Source organism: Streptomyces sp. CA2R106 (assembly GCF_037034245.1).
Taxonomy (GTDB): domain Bacteria; phylum Actinomycetota; class Actinomycetes; order Streptomycetales; family Streptomycetaceae; genus Actinacidiphila.
Window position 1 is genome coordinate 235,003 of sequence record NZ_JBAGKC010000005.1, and the last position, 20,760, is coordinate 255,762.

At 69.6% G+C, this 20,760-nt stretch carries 18 protein-coding genes and 2 pseudogenes; 13 read left to right on the plus strand and 7 right to left on the minus strand.

From position 1 onward, the window contains the following. Nucleotides 1-61: 61 nt before the first annotated feature. From WA788_RS10435 to WA788_RS10445, 3 genes and pseudogenes are all read right to left on the minus strand, one after another. Nucleotides 62-1,171, minus strand: a complete 1,110-nt coding sequence (locus WA788_RS10435; protein WP_335974816.1) for a hypothetical protein — start codon at nt 1,169-1,171, stop codon at nt 62-64. A gap of 501 nt (nt 1,172-1,672) precedes the next feature. After that, nucleotides 1,673-2,260 (minus strand): annotated as a pseudogene (locus WA788_RS36040) (phosphotransferase family protein); the annotation flags it as partial. A gap of 1,041 nt (nt 2,261-3,301) precedes the next feature. Continuing rightward, nucleotides 3,302-3,634, minus strand: a pseudogene (locus WA788_RS10445) (helix-turn-helix domain-containing protein); the annotation flags it as partial. Between the two features lie 242 nt (nt 3,635-3,876). On the opposite strand from WA788_RS10445, the gene WA788_RS10450 reads away from it, so the two are divergent. The 5 genes from WA788_RS10450 (at nt 3,877) to WA788_RS10470 (ending at nt 8,416) form a co-directional block, all read left to right on the plus strand. Beyond that, nucleotides 3,877-4,863 carry a DUF4129 domain-containing protein gene (locus tag WA788_RS10450; RefSeq protein WP_335974825.1) on the plus strand — a complete coding sequence of 329 codons (987 nt, stop codon included), beginning with the start codon at nt 3,877-3,879 and terminating at the stop codon, nt 4,861-4,863. After that, nucleotides 4,860-5,396, plus strand: coding sequence for a hypothetical protein (locus WA788_RS10455; protein WP_335974827.1), 537 nt, complete (start codon nt 4,860-4,862; stop codon nt 5,394-5,396). The genes WA788_RS10450 and WA788_RS10455 overlap by 4 nt, the downstream gene beginning before the upstream one ends. Before the next feature lie 64 nt (nt 5,397-5,460). Continuing rightward, nucleotides 5,461-6,468: an AAA family ATPase gene (locus WA788_RS10460; protein ID WP_335974829.1), complete on the plus strand. Its 1,008-nt coding sequence runs from the start codon at nt 5,461-5,463 to the stop codon at nt 6,466-6,468. Continuing rightward, nucleotides 6,465-7,811: a DUF58 domain-containing protein gene (locus WA788_RS10465; protein ID WP_335974831.1), complete on the plus strand. Its 1,347-nt coding sequence runs from the start codon at nt 6,465-6,467 to the stop codon at nt 7,809-7,811. Before WA788_RS10460 ends, WA788_RS10465 begins: the two co-directional genes overlap by 4 nt. Further along, nucleotides 7,808-8,416: a hypothetical protein gene (locus WA788_RS10470; protein WP_335974833.1), complete on the plus strand. Its 609-nt coding sequence runs from the start codon at nt 7,808-7,810 to the stop codon at nt 8,414-8,416. The genes WA788_RS10465 and WA788_RS10470 overlap by 4 nt, the downstream gene beginning before the upstream one ends. A 167-nt stretch (nt 8,417-8,583) precedes the next feature. Here WA788_RS10470 and WA788_RS10475 read toward each other — a convergent pair whose 3' ends face one another. Continuing rightward, nucleotides 8,584-9,243 (minus strand): TetR/AcrR family transcriptional regulator, encoded by a 660-nt coding sequence (locus WA788_RS10475; protein ID WP_335974834.1) that lies wholly within the window; start codon nt 9,241-9,243, stop codon nt 8,584-8,586. 72 nt (nt 9,244-9,315) lie between these two features. Between WA788_RS10475 and WA788_RS10480 the strand changes: the two genes are divergently transcribed. Then, on the plus strand, nt 9,316-9,891 hold the full coding sequence (locus WA788_RS10480) for a cupin domain-containing protein (RefSeq protein ID WP_335974839.1): 576 nt from the start codon (nt 9,316-9,318) through the stop codon (nt 9,889-9,891). Between the two features lie 289 nt (nt 9,892-10,180). Here the strand turns inward: WA788_RS10480 and WA788_RS10485 are convergent, their stop codons facing one another. Further along, nucleotides 10,181-11,101: a TerC family protein gene (locus tag WA788_RS10485; protein ID WP_335974842.1), complete on the minus strand. Its 921-nt coding sequence runs from the start codon at nt 11,099-11,101 to the stop codon at nt 10,181-10,183. A 342-nt stretch (nt 11,102-11,443) separates the two neighbouring features. Here WA788_RS10485 and WA788_RS10490 point away from each other — a divergent pair, with 342 nt between their 5' ends. From WA788_RS10490 to WA788_RS10500, 3 genes are all read left to right on the plus strand, one after another. Beyond that, on the plus strand, nt 11,444-12,307 hold the full coding sequence (locus WA788_RS10490) for an isocitrate lyase/PEP mutase family protein (RefSeq protein WP_335975259.1): 864 nt from the start codon (nt 11,444-11,446) through the stop codon (nt 12,305-12,307). A 52-nt stretch (nt 12,308-12,359) separates the two neighbouring features. Further along, complete coding sequence (locus WA788_RS10495; RefSeq protein ID WP_335974844.1) at nt 12,360-12,623, plus strand: hypothetical protein; 264 nt, start codon at nt 12,360-12,362, stop codon at nt 12,621-12,623. A gap of 568 nt (nt 12,624-13,191) precedes the next feature. Continuing rightward, entirely contained in the window at nt 13,192-14,436 is a 1,245-nt protein-coding gene (locus WA788_RS10500) for a cytochrome P450 (protein ID WP_335974847.1), read from the plus strand. An 85-nt stretch (nt 14,437-14,521) separates the two neighbouring features. Here the strand turns inward: WA788_RS10500 and WA788_RS10505 are convergent, their stop codons facing one another. Together WA788_RS10505 and WA788_RS10510 are read right to left on the minus strand one after the other, a co-directional pair. Continuing rightward, nucleotides 14,522-15,295 (minus strand): hypothetical protein, encoded by a 774-nt coding sequence (locus WA788_RS10505; protein WP_335974850.1) that lies wholly within the window; start codon nt 15,293-15,295, stop codon nt 14,522-14,524. A gap of 402 nt (nt 15,296-15,697) precedes the next feature. Then, nucleotides 15,698-17,209, minus strand: coding sequence for a hypothetical protein (locus tag WA788_RS10510; RefSeq protein ID WP_335974853.1), 1,512 nt, complete (start codon nt 17,207-17,209; stop codon nt 15,698-15,700). Nucleotides 17,210-17,505: 296 nt separating this feature from the next. On the opposite strand from WA788_RS10510, the gene WA788_RS10515 reads away from it, so the two are divergent. The 4 genes from WA788_RS10515 (at nt 17,506) to WA788_RS10530 (ending at nt 20,711) form a co-directional block, all read left to right on the plus strand. Then, nucleotides 17,506-17,757, plus strand: a complete 252-nt coding sequence (locus WA788_RS10515; RefSeq protein ID WP_335974856.1) for an acyl carrier protein — start codon at nt 17,506-17,508, stop codon at nt 17,755-17,757. Nucleotides 17,758-17,804: 47 nt separating this feature from the next. Next, complete coding sequence (locus tag WA788_RS10520; protein ID WP_335974860.1) at nt 17,805-19,061, plus strand: condensation domain-containing protein; 1,257 nt, start codon at nt 17,805-17,807, stop codon at nt 19,059-19,061. Nucleotides 19,062-19,084: 23 nt separating this feature from the next. Further along, on the plus strand, nt 19,085-19,291 hold the full coding sequence (locus WA788_RS10525) for an MbtH family protein (protein WP_335974873.1): 207 nt from the start codon (nt 19,085-19,087) through the stop codon (nt 19,289-19,291). An 88-nt stretch (nt 19,292-19,379) separates the two neighbouring features. Beyond that, a complete protein-coding gene (locus WA788_RS10530) occupies nt 19,380-20,711 on the plus strand; it encodes an FAD-binding oxidoreductase (protein WP_335974877.1) in 1,332 nt (443 codons plus the stop codon). Nucleotides 20,712-20,760: the final 49 nt, after the last annotated feature.

The following is a 20,760-nucleotide window of genomic DNA, read 5'->3' on the forward strand; positions in this document are numbered from 1 at the left end:
AAACTATCTCTACACCGCTAGAAGCGTGGCGACGGAGAGATAGTTTGCACCCGTGGTCAACCTAGGAAGCGACCGGTCCAACGAAATGGCCATCGTCGGATCGATACACCACCTGGACATCATAGCGATCGAGCAGCGTGTACATGTCGGGCGTGGGGGCTGCCGGCAACAGGATTACGCGCTTAGGCTCGCCCTCATGTTCGGACGTCTTGATGTAACGGCTGTAGTCCAGGATCTGACCTAGGGCCATTCGGATGTCCTCTCGGGAATTCGAGCCCTTTGCCTCATACAGAACGTGATCCGTTGCATCGTACAGGTCGGTGCGAAGCGTTGAGGTGAGGCCCTTTACCTTGATCTGGAACGCACCGGTCTTGTGGCCAGCAGACTCCAAGTGGGCTTGGTAAGCCTGCGTCAATTCGGCCTCATGTCGGACGGCGATCGTCGCGGCTGTGGCGGCACGGATACTCAGCTTGGTACCGAAAGCCTCAGGAACGACGAAAGTACCACTGGTTTCCGCGTTGGGAGTGGCCTTTCGTCCGGAGGTCCCCTTGCGAACGCGCTGCTTAGGAAGCGGCAGAGCGCCGGTCGTTGCCGGTTCGGACTGGAACATCGCCGCGGTAACAGCTTGGTAGGCTACGAACTCGGCCGTGGTCTCTTCGGCGGGAGGGATCACGTCCTGCGCTACGTGCTGAACAGTCCCATCGGGACGCAGCCGGAACACGATGACGCTGCGGTCCTGACCATCTTCGCCATGGACTCGGCGCCAGACGTACGGCTGCATGCCGTCCAGCGTGAACATCCCTAGGTATCGGTGCGTCTTTTTACCGCTTCCAGGAATCTTTCCCACGCGGGTGAACACGCGAAGTACCCGGCCCTGCTCTGCATGTCGCAGGATCGCCCGGTTACCTGAGCCGGCGGTTCCGTCAAAGGTCTGGTCACCGGATTTGCCTGCCCCGGTGTACTCGAAGACCGGCCCCAGGTCGTCTTGCTCAGCCAACCAGCCGTCGTAGTAGCCCGCTTGCTCGCCCACGTCAGGGTCAGAGTAGAGGTTGACGCTGTTCTTGTGGCCAGAAGGACAGATCCCTCCCTGAGGGCTTCCTCCGAACACGGCACGGATCTTCGCGCGCGTATGTACGTCACCGGGGTTGATCACTTCGACGCTTGCGGTCATGAACAGACCCTAGATCACCCCACTGACAGTCCAACCAGCCCTGTATTGAACCGCACGCGCCCCCTGGCTGGCGCACTCGCCGCTGGCTGGGGTTCAGGCGACCCCGTAGTTGGCCCGGAGTCGACGTCATCGATCACCCGCCTCCGGCCGACGTGGCGTGAATGTGCATCCTGGGCACCATGGCCAACGCCGAAGGCCCGTACGTGAAGGTGCACTTCGGACGTGAGGTTGAGGACAACTGACCTCCCGCCGGACGGAGAGCCTGTGGGCCGTCGACCAGGGCGACGGCACCCGGTGGGCCGTCGAAGTGGTTCGGCGATCGGAGAACTGCACCATCCGCTTCATCGTGCTGCGCGATCGCGGTTCAGGAGCCGCACGACAGAGCGTGATCAACGCGTTCAAGGGGCTCGGCGTCGACGGCGAGGGGAGTCGCCACCGCCGCCGCTGAGTCCCCGCTGCTGTACTGCATGGGAGCGTCCGAGCTTCGTCATTTGCGCGGCCTCAGAACGCGCCCCAATCGCGCCGACTGCCGTTTGTCCGGATGGTCTCCACCCGTCGTACGAACTCCTCAGCGGCTCGCGGCTCAGCCGCCGCCTTCCCGCCCAGCCACAGCGTCATCATCAACTCGCGGAGGCTGGCCAGCACTTGATAGCCCGGCCAGTTCATGATGTCGAAGCCGTAGTGGTGGACGAACGACTCGTACTCCGCGCGGGTGTGTTACCCGAACCGGTCGTAGGACAGCGCCGTCTGGATCAGGTCCCACTCGCGGGGTGCCAGGGCGAAGCCGTCGAGGTCGATCAGTACCGCGTGGCCGGCGCGGTCCCGCAGCACGTTGCCGATGTTCGCGTCACCGTGGATCAACCCGAAGGGGAGCACGAAGTCGAGCCGGCCATACGCCTGAGCCAACTCGGCGGTGCGGTCGGCCAGGAACGCGATATCCCCGGGGTCGACGCCCGCACCGAGCTGCCGCACCGACCCCCGCACCCTCGCCACCGGATCGAAGTACGGCAACCCCAGCGACTCCGGTTCCTCCAACCAGTGCACCCGTTTCAGCAGGTCCGCCAACTCCGGCAGCGTGGCGCGCTCCTCCGTGAACGCCTCCCCCACGCCGCCGCCACCCGCCACGTCCACCGCCCCTTGACCACCGCTCTCCATGCCCCGACGGCGCGCAGGCGCGACCCACCCCCCGTTCTCGCCGGACAGCTCGGAACCGCTGCTTCTACGCGCCCGGCACCCGCCATGCGCTTGCCGCACTTCGTTCACACCGGTCGCGTGTCTCCCCCGGCAACGGACCATCCCCGCGGGCGCGGGGAGCACGGTCGGCGCAGGTCGCATTTCGGCCGTCTCGGGGGGCCATCCCCGCGGGCGCGGGGAGCACCCCATGAGCGCGGCTTCCTCGAGCGCCGGGTTGGGGCCATCCCCGCGGGCGCGGGGAGACCACCGGCGCCAGAGCCGGGGCCATCCCCGCGGGCGCGGGGAGCACGCTTTCTGACCTGGGACTCTATCGGCCGATGGGGTCAGATTTTGCAACTTCCGCCGACTCGGGCATATCGAACATAACGGCCTCGCACTTCCACATCGCTCCGCCGCGCGTCGGCCTCACGAGACGCGGCTCGCGCAACGCGCTTGCGAAGGTCGGCACTTGAACAACTCGCACCTACGTCGTAGGGACGTAATGATCACGCCTCCACCGTCGCTCGATCCCAACTCCGCCCTGGTCAGGGCCATTCGACGAGTAACCGCTCCCCCGGCCTCCGGAGTCGTGTTCGCAGGTTCGAATCCTGCCGGGGGCACTTCCGGAGAAGCCTGTTGAACTGCGGAAACGCGAGCCTGACGGGCTTTTGCTTTGCCCGAAGAGGTCCCGCGTCCTGACCGTTGTCGTTTCAGTCACCGAGCCTCGGCCGCAGCCCAGCGACCTGCCATTTCTTACCCGGCGACCATGTCGGCCGAGGTGCCTGAACGCCCCTTCGTCCAGCCTGGTGGGCCATGCATGGGCCACCGAGAGCATCAATTGCCGCTCCCCGCGTGGCGTAGGCCTCTGACCAGCAAAGGCAGGTGTCGCACCCTACTGACGGCCTGTTAGGCACACGGTCCGGTGGACCGGCGAGGACCTGCGCGTTCATGCCGTGCTTCCAGGAGCACGAATGCCTTAGACGACGCTGTCCGCATCGCCTCCGCGAGGGTCGGCGCGAGGGCGGCCAGGACCTCGACGGCCTCGGTGATGTACCGGTACGCGGTCGTGGTACCGATGCCGAACCCCGCCGCGAGTTGGGCATGCGGGTGGCCGTTGCGGAGATGGGCAAGGGTGCGGAGCACCTGACGGTCAGCGCTCCGGCGTCGCCAGCGGGTGCCGAACTCCCGGCGACGCCGCCGCACCTTGGCGGACAGGAAACGCAAGGCAGAACTGGACACGTCGACGCCCGACGGGCAGACAAGCGCACGAAGCCTCTGGTGAAGACGGATTTCTTGGTCGAAAACCCATCTACCAGGGGTTTCACCCGTCTGTCAGCCCAACTGACCATTCCGCCGGACAGGATGGAAAAGGCTCACGGCAGAAAAGGTCGGTCAGGGTTGCCGTAAGTCGGCAATGAAGCGGCGCGCCTCGCTGTGTCAGGATTTCGTCAAGTGGGGGATCGGCGACAGTGACCGGAGACGGCGCGCATGGGCTGGCCGATCACAAGGGAGTCACAAGGGAGGGGGGTGGCGTGGGGCTGCAGCACGCGGCGGGCGGGCGACGGCGGCACAGCACGATCGGCGCCGTACAGGCCGCGTTGGCCGTGCTGGTGGTGGGCGGAGTCGCCCTGGGAGCACTGCTGCTGCACCTCGACACGGGCCTGTTGCCCAAGGGCCGCGGGCCGCTCGGCGGCAACCCCGTCCTCGTGGTCGGCCTCGCCCTGCTGTCGCTCCTCGGCGGCTTCGCGCTGCGCGAGAAGTACCGAGAGCAGGTAGGCGCAAACCGGGAACTCAACCCGGTGGAACAGCGGGTGGTTGACGGCGTGAGCCGCGTCCTGCTGGCCGCGACGCTGGTCGTCCCGCTCCTCATCCTGGTCCTGCACCGGTTCGGTTCGTCCGGCAGCCATGAGACCGGCCAGGGGCACGGCCGCGAATCGTCACCGTTTCCCAGCCCGCAACCAGACCCGGCGCCCACCCCGCTACCCCCACAGCATGCCGGGCACGCGGGCCACAGCATGCACTTCGGGCTGACGCGCATCCTGCTCGGCCTCGGCATCGCCCTGCTTGTCGCGGTCGTCGTGATCGCCGGGCTTCGTTTGTGGCGGTATGTGCCCCGGCCACCAGCGGCCGAGGCCCCGGCGACGTACGCGACGCTCGACGACGAGCAGGAACGCCTGGTCCAGGCCGTGGACTCCGGGCGCCGTGCCCTGCTGGACGGAGCCGACGCCCGCGCTGCCGTCATCGCCTGCTATGCCGCCATGGAGGAGTCGCTCGCCGACTCCGGGGTGGCCCGGCGCGCCTCGGACAGCCCGCAGGACCTGCTGGAGCGGGCCGTCGCCAACGGCCTGCCCACAGGGGCGGCCGCCGCCGCGCTCACCACCCTGTTCCGCGAGGCCCGTTACTCCACGCACCCGATGGACGGCGGCCACCGCGACCGTGCCGCGGCCGCGCTCACCGAGATCGCCCGCAGCCTGCGCTCGCGGACGCCTGGACCCGAAGCCGTGGTGGATACCCCGTGAAGGCGCCCACCTGGATACGGACCCTCGTCAACTCCGTGCCGTCAAAGCCCGGTTCGGTGCGCCACTCGCTGGCCGTGCTGGGCACCGTCGCGGTCGCGGCCGAAGTGCTGCTCGCCCTGGCCGACGGTGCCGCCGCGGCCGCCACCGGCCTCGCCCTCATCACCGCGGTGGCGCTGGCCCTGGGGCGCTATGCCGCGGGCGGCGCCGCCCAGGACAGCGGCTATCGCAGGCCGGTGCGCCTGCTGGGCAGCCGGGCCCCGGCCCTCGGCGGGTGGCAGCGCATCGTTGCCAAGGCCCTCGCGGACGACGGCGAAGCGCACCTCGACACCCAGCTGCGGCCGCAGTTGCAGCGGCTGTTCGCCGCCCGGCTGGCCGAACGGCACGGCGTGGCGATGTACCGGAACCCGCAACGGGCCCGGGCGCTGGTCGGAGCTGAGCTGTGGCCGTGGATCGATCCCGAGGTGACCGCTCCGCAGCCCACTCTTCCCGAACCCGTCCTGCGCGCCCTGCTCGACCGCCTGGAAGCCCTGTGACCGCTAGCGCCGCAACCGACCCCGCAGCCCGCGCGCCCCGACCCCACCCCGTGAGGAACCGACCGTGACCACCCTGCGACCCACCCCGGAACACGACGCCCTGACTCCCCGGCAGGCGGGCGAAAGGGCTGCGGCCGTGCTCGACGAGATCCGCACGGCCGTGGTCGGCAAGGCGGAACCACTGGCGCTGGTGATGCTCGGCATCCTCGCCGGCGGCCATGTCCTCATCGAGGACCTGCCGGGACTCGGGAAGACGCTTCTGGCACGCTCCTTCGCTACCGCTCTGGGCCTGGACTTCCGCCGCATCCAGTTCACCCCGGACCTGCTGCCCTCCGACGTCACCGGAGCTCCGTTCTACGACCAACGGACCGCCGACATGGTCTTCCGGCCCGGACCGGTCTTCACCCACCTGCTGCTCGCCGACGAGATCAACCGCACCCCGCCCAAGACCCAGGCCGCGCTGCTCGAGGCGATGGCCGAGTCCCAGGTGTCCGTCGACGGAAACACCCGGCCGCTGCCGGAGCCCTTCGTGGTCGTCGCCACCGCCAACCCCATCGAGTACGAGGGCACGTACACCCTGCCCGAGGCCCAGCTCGACCGGTTCCTGCTGCGGGTCCGTATGGGCTATCTGGCGGCGTCGGAGGAGGTGGGCATGTTGCGCGCGCGTGTCGATCGGGCGGCGCCGGAGGCTGTGCTGCGCACGCTGAGCGGTCCGGGCGAGGTGCTGGCCATGCGGGCCGCCGTCGAACGCGTCGAGGTGGACGACGACCTGCTGGAGTACGTCGTCGCGCTGGTCGGCGCCACCCGGGCCCACCCGCACATCCAGGTCGGCGCCTCTCCGCGCGGCGGCCTGGCCCTGGTGCAACTCGCCCGCGCCCGTGCCGTCCTGGACCTGCGGGACTACGTGACCCCGGAGGACGTCAAGTCCGTGGCGGTGCCGGCCCTGGCGCACCGCGTCACCCTCAAGCCGGAACTGTGGGTCCGGCAGATCGACGGCGACGACGTGATGCGCGAGATCGTGCAATCCGTGCCCGCCCCGCAGACCATGCCGCGCACTCCGATCGCGTCATGACGGATCCAGTGCCGGCCCGCGGAGCGGCCGCCGCTGTCCGGCGGGCCCTGGACGGCTGCCACGACGGGACCGCCGAACCCCCGCCGCCTCCGCCGCCCGGCTGGCGCGTCGGTGAACGCGTCCTGCGGCTCGGCACGTTGGCCGTGGTCGCGCTGGCCGCCGCGCTGGTCACCGGACGCCCCTGGGTACTTGCTCTCGCGGCCGCACCCCTGGTGCTGATCGCCCTCACGCTGCCGAGCAGGCCGCGTCCGGAGGCGGTGACGGCCGAGGCGGAGGTGGAGCCGCGGCGGTGCTTCGAGGGCGAGCAGCTCAGGGTGCGGATCACGGTGTCCTACGACGGTGAGTCCGGCCGCCTGGACCCTGGCGTCACCCTCGGCCACGGGGTCGGGCTCGACCACCTCGCAGTCGGCCCGCACCGCGTCGATCTCGTCCTGACCGCGCAGCGCTGGGGCCGCTGGACGCTCGGCACGGTCGACGTCGACGTCTACGACCGCGGCGGGCTGGCCCGGCGCACCGTGCGGGCCGAACTCGGTGAGGTCGCCGTCTTCCCCCTGCCCGGACACGCCGGCCTCACGCCCATCCCGGTCCGGCTGCCGCAACGGCTCGGCGAGCACACCGCCGTGCAGCGCGGCGAGGGCGTCGAGGTCACCGGCGTGCACCCGTATGTGCGCGGCGAACGCCAGCGGCGGATCCACTGGCCGGCCACCACCCGTCGCGGCGCCCTGCAGGTCCACCAGTTCGCCGCGGAGCGCACCGCCGACACCGTGGTGCTCCTGGACGTGCTCGCCGACGTGGTCGACCCGGTCAGCGGCACGTCCTCGCTCGACGAGACCTTCCGGACCGCTGCCGGGCTGGTCCGCGCCTACCTGCGTACCCACGACCGGGTCGGCGTCGTGTCCGTGGGTGGAGCGACCCGCTGGCTGCAACCGGGCAGCGGCCAGGGGTACTTCTACCGCATCGTCGAGAGCGTGCTGGAGGTCCGCAAGGACCGCGCGTACCGCACGGAGGGACTCAGCCTGCTCCCACCGCCCGCGTTGCCCGAGGGAGCTCTGGTGTACGTCATCACGCCGCTGACCGACCAGCGGATTCTCGACATCCTGCACCAAGTGCGCGCACGGGCCAACCCGACGGTCGTGGTCGAGATCCCCGCCGGCGACCCAGTCGTGGAACCCGGCGACACCGAGGGCGAACTCGCGCTGCGGCTATGGCGGGCCGACCGCGACGCCATGCGCTTCGCCTTGGTGGAACGCGGCATCGCGGTCGTCACCCACCGACCGGGCGAGACCCTCGACCTCGCCCTTGCGCCGCTGCTGCGCACCCGCATCCACGGGGGGACCCGATGACCACCGCCCCCGCCCGGCCAGGCTCGCACCCGCCCGGCAGCCGAGCCGCCCAGCTCCTCGGACGCCTCACCTCCCGCATCACCGACCGGTTGCTCGGAACGGCCCTTGCCGTTGCCGCCTGCGATCCGCCGGCCGCCCTGCACGCACCGCTGCCGGTCAGGGCTCTGGTGGTCGGAGCGGCAGCGGCCGCGTGGTGGGCAGCTCCGATGGTCGACGCCCGCCCCGTCCTGACCTCCATGCGCTGGCGGACCATCGCGGCCCGCCGCAGGACGACTGTGCTGCCGGCCGCGGCCATCGCGGTCGCCGCGGCCACCGACCCCGCAGTCTGGCTGGTCGTCTGCATCGCCGCCCTGCTGCTCGCCTACCTGCTCGTCACCGACGCCTGGACGGTTGGTGTCACCGCCCCGCCCGGCCGCACGCAGGCGACACCCGCACTGGCGGCCGCCGCCGCGACCGCAGTGGTACTGCTCGCCGCCCAAGCGCCGGTCGCGGGCACCTCATGGGCACGTCTGCCCGCCTCGCTCGCCATCGCCGCGACCACGGTTTGCCTGGTACTGGCCCTGGGCGCCCGTCGCAGCCGCCCGGCTGACCGCCGAGACCGCTGACGGGTTTGTCGCCTATCTCGGCGGCACCCCAAAGACCGCCAAGTGGGGCCGAATCCCACTGAGCCTCTTCCAACCTGCCGGTGACGGTGTGCAGTTGGGGTGGCAACGTGGCGGTCGGGTGTCCCGGAGGGATCGATCGAGCGATCACGAAACGGTCGAGGCCGGACCTAACGCCCTCTCGGAGCCGCCCCTTCCGGCGCAGCACGCCGCGCCGCGGAAGGCAGGGGCGTGCGGGCCGGGGGAAGGGAGATTCCGTCGAGCAGCAGGGTCAGGAGACGCTCCCAACCGGAGTACGACCGGCTGTCGATGGCGGCGGACATGCCGCACAGGGCCATGCCGAGGTCCTGCGCGGTGACGTCGGCCCGGATCGTTCCGTCCGCCTGCGCCCGCGCCAGGGTCGCGTCTAGCTTTTCGAGGAAGGTCCGCAGCGCCGCCGACACCTCGGCGGCGTCCGTATGGGCCGGATCGGCCATCGCCGCCCGTGCGCCGGCGTTCGCCTCCAGGAAGCGCAGCACCTCCCGCAGCGCTTCGGTGAGCGCCGCCCGCCCGGATTCGTTCGCGTCCACCGCCCTCTGCACGGTGAGCGCCATGCTGTCGAAGCTGTCCGCGATCAGTTCTCCCGCAAGGGCCGCCTTGGTGGGGAAGTGCCGGTAGACGGTGCCGAGCCCCACCCCGGCGCGCGCCGCCACCTCGTCCATCTGCGTTCCGAGCCCAGACGCGGCGAACACCTCCCGCGCCGCGGTGAGGATGCGCTCTCGGTTACGCCGCGCGTCCGCCCGCGACGAGGCTGCCGCCTTCAGCGGGCGGACAGGCGGGTCAGCAGGCATGTTTGACACTCTACCCGGACGGTTCCTAGGCTAGAAACGGAAGTGGAAGTCCGCTTCAGATCGGAGTCAGGGATGTCATTCTCGACGGGGTCGGCGTGGTCGGCTTCCGAACTGGTCACCCGCGCGGACAAGGTGCCCAGCGTGTGGGCCTGGGGCGGACGATGGAGTCCTCTGGTCTCCTCGGACGACGCCGGCGGGAGCTACTCGATCCTGGAGCAGACGATGCCGGCGCAGGCCGGACCTCCGCCGCACGTCCACGAGCACAACGACGAGGTCTTCTACATCCTCGATGGCGAGGTCCGTCTCCAGATCGACCACGACGTCGCCATCGGCACAGCAGGAGATCTCGTGCGGATACCGCGCGGGGTGCCGCACGGGTTCGCGGTGAAGAGCGACACCGCGCGTTTTCTCAACCTCTACGTCCCCGGCGCCCTCGACGTGGTCATCTCGGCACTCGGGACCCCCGCGGCCGGGCCGGGCCTGCCGGCCGACGGTACGGAGCGGTCGCCGAGCCCGGAGCAGGTCGCCGCGCTCGGCAGGCGGTTGGAGGAACTGGCCGCACAGAAGTGGACGGGGCAGCAGGACCTGCTGGCCGCGTTCCGGCCCGCCTCCGGCGGTCTCGGCGTCAGCGGTCCCGACGGGCGCTGAGGTCCCGTATCAGCGCCTCATCACCCCCCCGGTCCGCCTCCTACCTCAGGAGGGCGGCAACGTCCTCGCATGACGTTGCCGCAGGCCGGACGCTCCTCGGCGATGCCCGCGCGCCCCGCAAACCGTGAGCCGGGGTTTCGGAGTTCGCCGGCGGGCCGGCGTTCACGATGCCGACGAGCGGACGACGAGGGGGCGACGACCTCCGGCCGGTACGGGTGCGGGCTCCGCGCCGAGGGGCCCTCGTCGGGCGTGGCGGTCATCCGGCCTGCCCGGCGGGGCCCCGGCGGGGTCAGGCGCTCAGGGCGACCGACCCCGCCAGCACGGCGACGATCACCGCCAGGCTGACCAGGGAGGGGATCTCCGGCACGCTGTGGCTGATCGTCTTGTGCGCGGCCTGGAGGACCAGCTTCACCGCGATGAACGCCAGGATGACCGCCAGGCCCTTGCTCAGGTGGTGGAAGCGGTCCAGCAGCCCGGCCAGCATGAAGTACAGCGCGCGCAGGCCGAGGATGGCGAAGGCGTTGCTGCTGTAGACGATGAACGGGTCGTCGCTGACCGCCAGCACCGCGGGCACGCTGTCCACCGCGAACACCAGGTCGGCCGCCTCGATGGCGACGACCACCGCGAGCAGCGGCGTGGCGACGCGCCGGCCCGCCTCCCGGACCAGGAACCTCGCCCCGCTGTACTCCTCGCGGACCGGGACGACCTTGCCCAGCAGCCGCACGGCCAGGCTGCGCCCCGGGTCGAACTCCTCGTCCTCGCCCCGCAGGATCTTGTAGACGCTGTACAGCAGGATGGCCGCGAAGACGAACAGCACCGCGGAGAACCGGGTGACCACCGCCACGCCCGCCGCCAGGAAGAGCCCGCGGAAGACCAGCGCGCCCAGGACGCCGAAGAACAGCACCCGGTGCTGGTAGGGGCGCGGCACCTTGAAGTAGCCGAAGATCAGGGCGAAGACGAACAGGTTGTCGACCGACAGGCTCTTCTCCAGCAGCCAGGCGGTGGTGTACTCCACGCCCGCCGTGGTGCCGAGCACGCCGAAGACGAGGCCGGCGAAGACGACCGCGAGGCCGACCCAGAACCCGCTCCACAGCGCGGCCTCCCGGAAGCCGATCACCTGCGTGTCGCGGTGGGCCAGCAGGTCGACGGCCAGGGACCCGATCACGACGGCGGCGAACGCGAGCCACAGCCACAGCGGTACGTCGGGCACCTGGCCCTCCTCGGGCACGGCGGGGACACGGACACGGGCTTCCGTCTCCGCCCAAGCCTGGCCGACCCGGCCGCCGCTGTCCGCAGACGCGGCCGGACCGGCCGCCGGACCGCCGGGCCGCCGGCACCGGGGCCGTCCCAACACGGCGTCCATCCGCGGTAGTTCCGTGACGTTTCTGCGGTGAACGGTCTAACCCGTACGAGTGACCAAAGGCTTGCCCATCTATGCATCAAGTGTGGGCACAGGAAAGGTATGGGTTTGGCAATGAAGCCGTGCCGTGTACGACGGCCTCACCTGCCCTCCGGCAGGCGCCTTTCACCCCCACGAGGAGTCACGATGAAGTTGAAGTACGGAAGCAAACTGCGCGAGGACATCGCCGCGCCGGGCACGACACCCCTGATCGGCGTCTACGACATGTACTCGGCGTCGCTGGCCGCAGAGCACTTCGACGGCATGTTCGTCTCGGGCTTCGGGTTCGCCGCGTCGTACTACGGGCTGCCCGACATCGGGTTCATCGCCTGGCCGGACATGGTGGCCTTCGTGCAGCGGCTGCGCGGCGCCTTCCCCCGCCACCACCTCCTCGTGGACATCGACGACGGCTACGTGGACCCGGAGGTGGCCTGCCACGTCGTGGAGGGCCTGGAGCGGATCGGCGCCTCGGGCGTGATCCTGGAGGACCAGAAGCGGCCGCGCCGCTGCGGCCACGCCGACGGCAAGCAGGTCCTCCCGCTGGAGGAGTACCTGGAGAAGCTGGAGATGGTGCTCGCGACCCGCCGGGACCTGGTCGTGGTGGCGCGCACGGACGCGACGGAGGAGGAGGACATCCTGCTCCGGGCCGAGCGGCTGGCCGCCACGGACGCCGACGTCGTCCTGGTGGACGGCGTCCGCAGCGTGGAGTGGATGCGGCGAATCCGCGCGGCGGTCGGCGACAAGCCGCTGCTGTTCAACCAGATCGCCGGCGGCAAGTCGCCCCGGCTGTCGCTGGGCGAACTCACCGAACTCGGCATGGACGTGGCGATCTACAGCACCCCGTGCCTGTTCGCCGCGCACGCCGCGATGGAGTCGGCACTGCTCGAACTCAAGGCCACCGACGGCCGTCTGCCCGCAGTGGACCCCGCGCAGGGGATCGGTGTGGCGGCGTCCACGAAGCTGCTGGAGCGGAACATCGCCCGCCACCACCCGGAGCCCGAGACGGTCGGCGCGTGAGCTGCCTGCCGCGTCCGGCCGCGGACCGCGCGGGGGAAGGGCGGGTTCCCCGATGAGCGCGGACTTCCCACGGGCCCGGGCGGTGCTGCTGCTGACCGCGGCGGCGCTGGGCTGCGCCGCGGCGCCGGCGGTGGCCGACGGGAGCCTGGTCACGGTCCTGGACAACTCCCACTCCGACTCGATCCTGGAGGTGGACCGGACGGCTAACCTCCAGACCGGCCACGGCGACGCCGGCAGCGACCACGACGGCAGCGCGGTCGACGCCCTGGAGGTCCTCTTCGGCGCGGGCGGCCAGGGTGAGGACGGTGACGACTGAGCCGACCGGCGGAAGACGGTAGGCGTCCGCGCGGGTCCTCCGGAGTTCCCGTCACCGGGTGTTCCGGGTGCTCCGGGTCGCCCCGGGCCCCGGGTGTTCCGGGTGCTCCGGGGCTCCGGGGCTCCGGGGCTCCGGGGGATCGCGTACGGCGCCGGGCGGTCGCGCGGCGGTGTACGTGGCCGCCCGACGGCTTCGAAATTCCCCCGTCCCTCCTGCGAGAAGCCTCCGAGCTGTACGGCAACGTCATCATGGGCCCTCCGCGCTGACCCGCGCGCGACGCACCACGCACCACGCCGATCACCGCCCACGGCTCCGGACCCGCCCGCCGGTTCCGCCACCGTCCAAAGTGGCGTACCAGGCACCGCTCGGCCCCGTTCGGACGGCTCGTGACACCAGGGCGAAGGACGTCGCCGTTCGCCCCCATCACCCTGAGATCGGTCAGGATCGGGGCGGGCCGCAACAGTGCCAGCATGGCGCTGGCGGATCTGATGGAAGCCGTGGTCGCCTCCGACGCCACCGAGATGCCGATGCGTTCGTGTCCGGAACATCCGAGATGGCGAGGAACACCATGAGAATCACCGCACCGGACCCGCGTGACCGCGTACGGCTGGAGAGCATCGATCTCGCGGACACGGCGCTGTACGCCGAAGGCGACGCGCACCTGGTCTGGCAGACGCTTCGGGCGGAGCGCCCGCTGTTCTGGCAGAGCCGTCCCTCGGGCGAGGGATTCTGGGCCGTCACCTCCCTCAAGGACGTGCGCAGAGTGCTGTCTGATCACAAGGCGTTCACTTCGGAGGCCGGTACGGCGATCGCCATGCTCGAAGGCCCGGACCCGGCGGGCGGGACCATGATGCAGTCAACTGACCCGCCCCGGCACCACGCGTACCGGCGGCAGCTCGCCGGCCGGTTCTCCCGTCACGCGGCGGCCTCGCAGGCGGAGTGGGTTCGGTCCTTCGTCAGAAAGACCATCGAGCCCGCGCTGGACGGCGAGGTGTGGGACGCGGCCGCGGCGCTCACCCGGCTGCCCATGGCGGTGGCGGCGCGCATGATGGACCTGCCGGACGAGGACATCGATCCGCTGATTCACCTGGCCTTCGCCTCCTTGGCGCCTGGGGACCCGCACTTCGGTGAGGGCTCCGAGCAGGAGACGGCGCTGTCGGCCCACTGCGAGATCATCGGATACTTCGAGGAGAGGCTCGTCGAGGTTCACAAGAAGCCCGGCGGCGATCTGATCAGCCATCTGGTGACGCTCACGGTGGACGGTCGTCCCCTGACGGGCAGTGAACTCCTCGTCAACTGCCTCAGCCTGCTCCTCGGTGCCGTCGTGACCACGGCCCAGGCGATCTGCGCGACGCTCGCCGTGCTGCCCGGACCGGGAGGCGAAGGACACTGGCCCCGTGATGCGCCGCTGGACGGCCTGGTGGACGAGGCGCTGCGCTGGTCTTCGCCGGTGCTCCACTTCATGCGCCGGGCACGGACCGATGTGGAGATGCACGGCCGGACCATACGTGCGGGCGAGGCGGTCACCGCGTGGATCGCCTCGGCCAACCGCGACGACGCGGTGTTCGAGCGGCCGTACGAGTTCGACCCGAGGCGTACGCCCAACCCGCATGTCGTGTTCGGTGCCGGTGTCCACCGGTGCATCGGCGCCAACTTCGCCCGGGTGATGGTGCGGGAGGCGTTCTCCGAGCTCATGGATGCGACGGAGTCCTTCAGCATCGCCGGCGGGTATGTCCACCTGCTGTCCAACGAGATCGCGGGGTGCGTCAGCCTCCCGGTCCGCCTGCGGGCCGCGCGGCGGACGGCTCGGTGAGGCGGAGCCGTACCAGGGGAACGAGAGGGCGCCTCCCGCCGGCCGCCACCCGGAAACCGGCCGCACAGCGGGAAGGCCGTCCCGTTCAGCCGCGCCCTCGCGAACGGCTGAGGTCGGGAAGCAGCGCGAGATGCTCCTCGCGCACCACGTCGAACCTGAGGGCGAACGCGACCAGGGCTTCGCGCTTGGAGTGCATGCGGCCTTCGTCCAGGTACTTGGCCCACTGGCTGACCGGAAGCTTCTGGTCCGTCAGGTAGTCGATGTGGTAATTGATGCTACTGCGGTTCGCCCCCCTGAACTGGTCGGTTCCTCTCAGCCTCTCCACCACCTCCTGCACCGAGGGAACTGCCGCCATGGACGAACCGCGCAGACGCGGCTCGCACAATGCGACGAGAACGGCGAAGTACTTGCTCGCCTTGTCCAGCTTGAACATCTCCGACTCAGGCACACTGGCGGCCTGTTCGGGGCCGAGCATGAGTGGCGGCGGGGTGAACACCGTGATTTCACTGATGCTCGCGCCCGCGGGGATCAGGATGCGTGACATCTCGAACGGGATCACCATGTCCAGCTGGCAGGGGCGCACCTTGACCAGTTCGGTTCCCCCTTCCAGGTTCTCGATGACGAAGGTGGCGCTGGTGGTGAAATTCGAGAAGAGGAGATGATGATCGTAGACTTCGAAGGCACCGATGCTGGGCGCGACTCCGGGTTGGAACTCGCCCGTGCGGCCCGAGATGCCGAAAACAAGTCGATCACCGACCCTCAGATTGCTCCGCTCCCTCGCACCGGGTTCGCCGGGAATGCGAGCGCCGATCCTCCAGGTCACGATCACTTCTACATCGGATTCGATTTTCGTATGCATGAAGAGCGCTTCCCTGTCGTCCGATCGCCACTGGGTACGACTACTGACGCCGATGGCGCACGGTTGACCGGCGGGCGCCATCGGCAGAACTTCAGAGCAAACCGCCTCGTCCCGACGGAGGGCATGTTCTCATCCGCCGGTCGACGTATCGAAAAGCGGGAAAATCCACACCGTGACGGCGTGGCGCAATGGAATCGAGGGATTCAGTTCCTCGCTCGGACCAGGCCTATCGAACGCAGCCACGCACGGAGCTGCGGCCACCGTGCCAGAGGAAACGGCAACAACTGACGGATGAGATCTCTCTCACGCGAATCCCCCCCAGGAAAAGTCACCAAGGGCACCTTTTCGGGCCCTCGGCCTTCGTGTCGACCGCATGCATCGTAGGACGCATGTGCGAGCAACTCAAGACCCGTTATTCCCATGCATCACATCCAAAACCTCAGTTTGATAATCAAATGTCCATTTTGGCGGATTTCCCGGGTGAACCACTTCCTGGACCACGCCCGGGGCCGAGGTGACGGTGAGGGCGAGGTCCGTCCGCGGCGAGGCGGACCCGTGGGCATCCGCGGCGAAGACCTTCACGAGGTGTTTTCCGGCCGCCCAGGCGATGTCGGGCGTCCAGGTCCAGCTCGCGTCGTGCGCGACCGGCGCCCACCCCAGGCGTCTGCCTCTCTCCCAGAACTCCACCCGAGCCGCTCCCGGAGCCGTGCCGGCGGCCCGCACGTCCCCCGCCGCCCAGACCCGCCGGCCATCCGAGGGCACGGTGAGGACGGGTGGGCCGAGTGTGTCGAGCACGGTGAACTCGACCACCGTGCCGTCCGACCGGGCGCCTTCCCCGTTGACTGCGACGACTTCGACCGCATGCCCTCCCCGGGCCCACGGCTTGACCGGGGCCCAGGACCAGCTCGCCTCGGCGGCCACCGGAGTGGACCCGACCTGCCGGCCGCCCTCCCAGAAGCTCACCAGGTCGGCGCCTCTGGCCGTCCCCGAGAATCCGAGCATCGAACCCGCCACTCGCTGTCCCGGCTGCGGGGCCGACACCGTCGGAGGGCCGAACCCCCCGCCCTCCTCAGCCGCGGTGGCCCGGACGTACTCCTCGATCAGGGACCTGTCGCCGTCGGGGTCCTCGTGGCCGTGCCGCGCCCTTCCCATTTTCGGGGTGATTCCGTCGATCAGGAGGTTGACGATGCCCATGATCAGCGGAAGGTTCCGGGCGGCCACCTGGTTGTGCCGGGTGATCGATGGGGAGTCGGCGAAGAAGAAATTGAAGTTCTGGTAATCGCGAAAAAGGTCGAGATAAGGTTCTATCTGTTCCCCGTACTGCTCGTCCGCCGGAGCGGAGAAAAGGTAGATGTTGGAGCTCCGGCCGATCCCGCCGCGCACCGCTTCCGGGATGACGGAGTCGAGGACGCGCACGTTCTCGGCAGAGACGTCCCGACCCATCATGTACTGCGCCGCACCCGGTTGTTCCGTCATCACGTAGCTGCCTATGGCGAACTGGGGGGCGCTCGCGAGGATGTTTCGGAACCCATAGCGCAGGCCAAAGTAGAGCGCCGCGCTACCACCCTTCGAACTCCCGATCAACGTGCAGTCGGCCGGCGTCAGCGAGAGGAAGCGCATGACCTTCGAAATGAGTGCGGCCACGGCCGACTCGATGGAGAAGTCCATGCCCCTGCACAAATAGTAGCTGCACTTCCCGTCGAATCGGTCGCGAATCCACAGGACATTGGCTCGCAGGCCGTCCAGCACACCGTACGCGAAACCGAAATCCTCGGGGGCGTGGAAGTTCGCAAATACGACGACCAGGTGCCGGTTGCCGTTGCGAGCATGCGAGAACCGAAATTCAACAGGGTGGGCCCCGGAGTCATCGATTCCCCGGAACCGCTGTCGCTCGGCATGACCACGGACAGACATGAATGCCCCCAGAAAGTCGGGTTCAGCGCATCAAGCGAGAGCCCACCATACGTCACACCACCGTCAGCGGCCACGGTTCGATTTTTGCCCGCTGTGCCCGTCTTCGTCATGGTTGGCCATGGGCCGGAAGACGGTGGTGGCACCATCGGGCCACCGCGGACGAGGCTGTTCCGGGGTGATCCTGACCGGTGTCAGTACAGACGCATCCGGTCGGTCAGTAATTTACGGTTCCGCCGCTGCCAACATGCGGGTCGTCGGACCAGGGATCGCGCAGCGATCGTGAGGAGCACTCCGAAATGGACCTACGTTCCCAAGAGGCGCCGGATCGTGTCGGGGCCCTGACCGAAATCTGGCGGCAGGTCCTCGGAAACCCCGAACTCGACGAGGACTCGGACCTCTTCGAGAACGACGGATCGTCGTTGCACGTGCTGCAGATCACCGGCCTGATCCACACCGTGCTCGGGATCGACGTGAAGCTGCGGGACGTGTTCTCGCACACGTCGCCGCGCGGTCTCGCGGTCTTCCTGGAAAACGAGCAGGGCCGGTGACCGCATCCCGGGCGAAGGCCACCACGGGTCCGACGTCGCTCACGGAAATGGCCAGGCTGACAGGCGAGTTCGCCGACTGGCACAACCTGCACTACTCGACGATGTGGCTCACCGGGGAGCTGGACCTCACCGCGCTTCGCGACGCGTGGTGGCGGGTCTGCCTGCGTCATGACGTCATGCGCCGGACCTACCTCTCGGCGGATGAGGCACGCACCTTCGACGACCCGCAGAGCACGGTGGAAATCCACACCGCCGATACGGACGCCGCGGCCATCGAGCTGATGCGCCGCACCCTCGGCAGCCCCTTCCGGCTGGACGGGCCGGGATTCTCGCGCGTCGTCGTCGTGCAGTGCGGCCCGCGGAGATTCCTCTTCGGGATCGCGATAGACCACATCGTCAACGACCTGACCTCGTGGCTGCGCATCCGGGCGGATTTCACCGACTTCTACAACCGCGCGCTGGCCGGCGACGCCGGCGACATCACGCCCGTGGGCAGCTACCAGGACTTCGCCACGGAGCAGCGCCGTCTGTTCGCCGGGGCGTGGGGAGCGGAACGCAGGGCGTTCTGGCGCTCCTACACCGAGGAGTTCGGGGTCTTTCCCCCGCCGTTCCCGGTGGGCGCCGCGAACACCGGGGAGTACCGGAGCAGGACGGTCACCAGGGACCTCCCGGCGAACGCGAGGTCCCTGGTGCGCGACTTCGCCCGGCGGGCCCGGGCCACCCCTTTCGCGGTGGCCACCGCCGGCGTGCTCGCGGCCGCGCAGGAAGTCACCGGCGATCCGCTGGTGGGGATCTCCGTCAACCAGCACGGTCGGACGCTGCCGGGTACGGCGCAGACCGCCGGCCTGTTCGTCCAAACCGTCCCGATGCACCTGGGGAAGCGGTTCGGAAGCCCGCACGAAACGGTCCGGGACGTGTTCCTGAGGACTCTGGACGTCTTCGAGTACAGTCTTCCGCTCCTCGTCTGCGGACGGTACTGGAACGAGACCCTGATGGCGGCGGACAAGGAAGCCGGACTCTACGTGGGGTTGAACGAGCAACCGCCCTCGTCGTTCAACTTGGCGCCGTTCACCGGCACCGACGCGGAGTACGTGCACCTGGACTTCCCCGGCGGGAAGCGGTGGCCGCAGACCGTGGTCGTCTCATGGAACCTCTACGAGACGGGCCCGCAACTCGTCGCGCAGTACAACGAGAACTTCCTGCCGGGCGACGCTGTGGAACGGCTCCTCACGTCAGCCGAGAGGTTCGCCCTGCAGACCGGTGGAGAGGACGTGCGGCCCTCTCCCGGCACCACGGGACAGTGACCGCCTTCTGAGGCAGGAGTGACATGTTCGACGACAACCGACGTGAGTTCCGCGTCGTCCGCAACGACCAGGAGCAGTACTCGATCTGGCCGACCGGGCGGGAGTTGCCCGCCGGCTGGTTCGAGGCCGGGTCACGGGGGACGAAGGCCGAATGCCTCGACCAGGTCGGCCGATCCTGGACGGACATGAGGCCCGCCAGACTGCGCGAGGTCCTGTCCACCGACGGGTGACCTGTCTCCTGACACCCGATGGCTTCGGCGGGGCCCGCTTGTCCACCGATCCGCACCGCGTGCAGAACGACTGGGGAGTCGCGTACTGATGACTGCTTTCACGGGTGAGTTCTGGCGTGGCGACTCCACCGGCTTCGCGGCAGCCGCGACGTCGCGCCTCTTCAACCACCGACGGCCGGCAGCGCGGCCGCGGGCGGTGCTGCGCGCCGCGCACGCGGCCGATGTGGCCGCGGGGGTGAAGCTGGCAGCGGCGGAGGGCTTGCAGGTCGCCGTCCGCTCCGGCGGGCACAGCTGGCCCGCTTGGTCGCTGCGCGAGGACACCCTGCTCATCGACCTGGCCCGGTTCACCGGGATGTCCCACGAGCCCGGCAGCGGCATCGTGGCAGTCGGTCCGGCGGTGCGCGGCGGCCTTGACCTGGACCCGTACCTCGCCGGGCACCAGCGGTTCTTCCCCGTGGGCCACTCACCCACCGTGGGCATGGGCGGGTTCCTCCTGCAGGGCGGCATCGGCTGGAACTGCCGCGGTTGGGGCTGGGCGGCGGAGTCCGTCGAGTCCATGGAAGTGGTGACCGCGGCCGGTGAGCGGGTGCGATGCTCCGAGACCGAGAACGCGGACCTGTTCTGGGCTGCCCGCGGATCGGGTCCCGGCTTCTTCGGAGTGGTCACCGAGTTCCGGCTGCGCACCCGCCCGCGGTTCCGGGCACTGACCCGCTCCACTTACGTATACCCCGCCGAACTCGCCCCGGAGGTGCTGTCCTGGTACCTCGCGGCGCGCAGCGAGGTGCCGCCGACGGTGGAGCTGGCCGCCGTCGGCTGCACCCCGCCCGGCTCCGACACTCCGGTGCTGATCATCGACGGTCTCACCTTCGACGGCGGTCCCGCCTCGCTGGCCGCGCTGGGCACCTGTCCTGTGGTCGGCAAAGCCCTGGCGAGCAGCGTCGCCCAGCCCGTGGACTTCGCCGACCTCCAGGCAGAACAGCTGCGGGCCAACCCCGAGGGGCACCGCTACTTCGCGGACAACGCGTTCCTCACAGGTGCCCCCTCGCAGCTGCTCCCGGCGCTGATCCCCGCTTTCACCCCACTGCCCACCGACCGGACCTTCACGGTCCTGGGCGACTTCACCCCCCTGCTGTCGCGCCCCCGACCGGAGATGGCCCTGTCGGTACAGACGGACCTGTACTTCGCCGCGTACGTCATCGGCGCATCCGCGGGGGACGACGCCCGGTGCCGTTCGTGGCTGGACGGCGTCATGGACCGCGTGGCACCGCACTCGGCGGGCTGCTACCTGGGCGACAGCGACCTCGCCGTCCGACCGGACCGGATCATGTCCGCCGCGGCGTGGTCGAAGTTCCAGCAGATCGCCGCCATACGCGACCCGGACGGCCGCTTCCCCGGCTACCTGGGGACTCCCCTGCAATAGCAGCCGTCCGCTGCCCGGGGGCGACCGCAACGCGTGCGGTCGCCCCCGG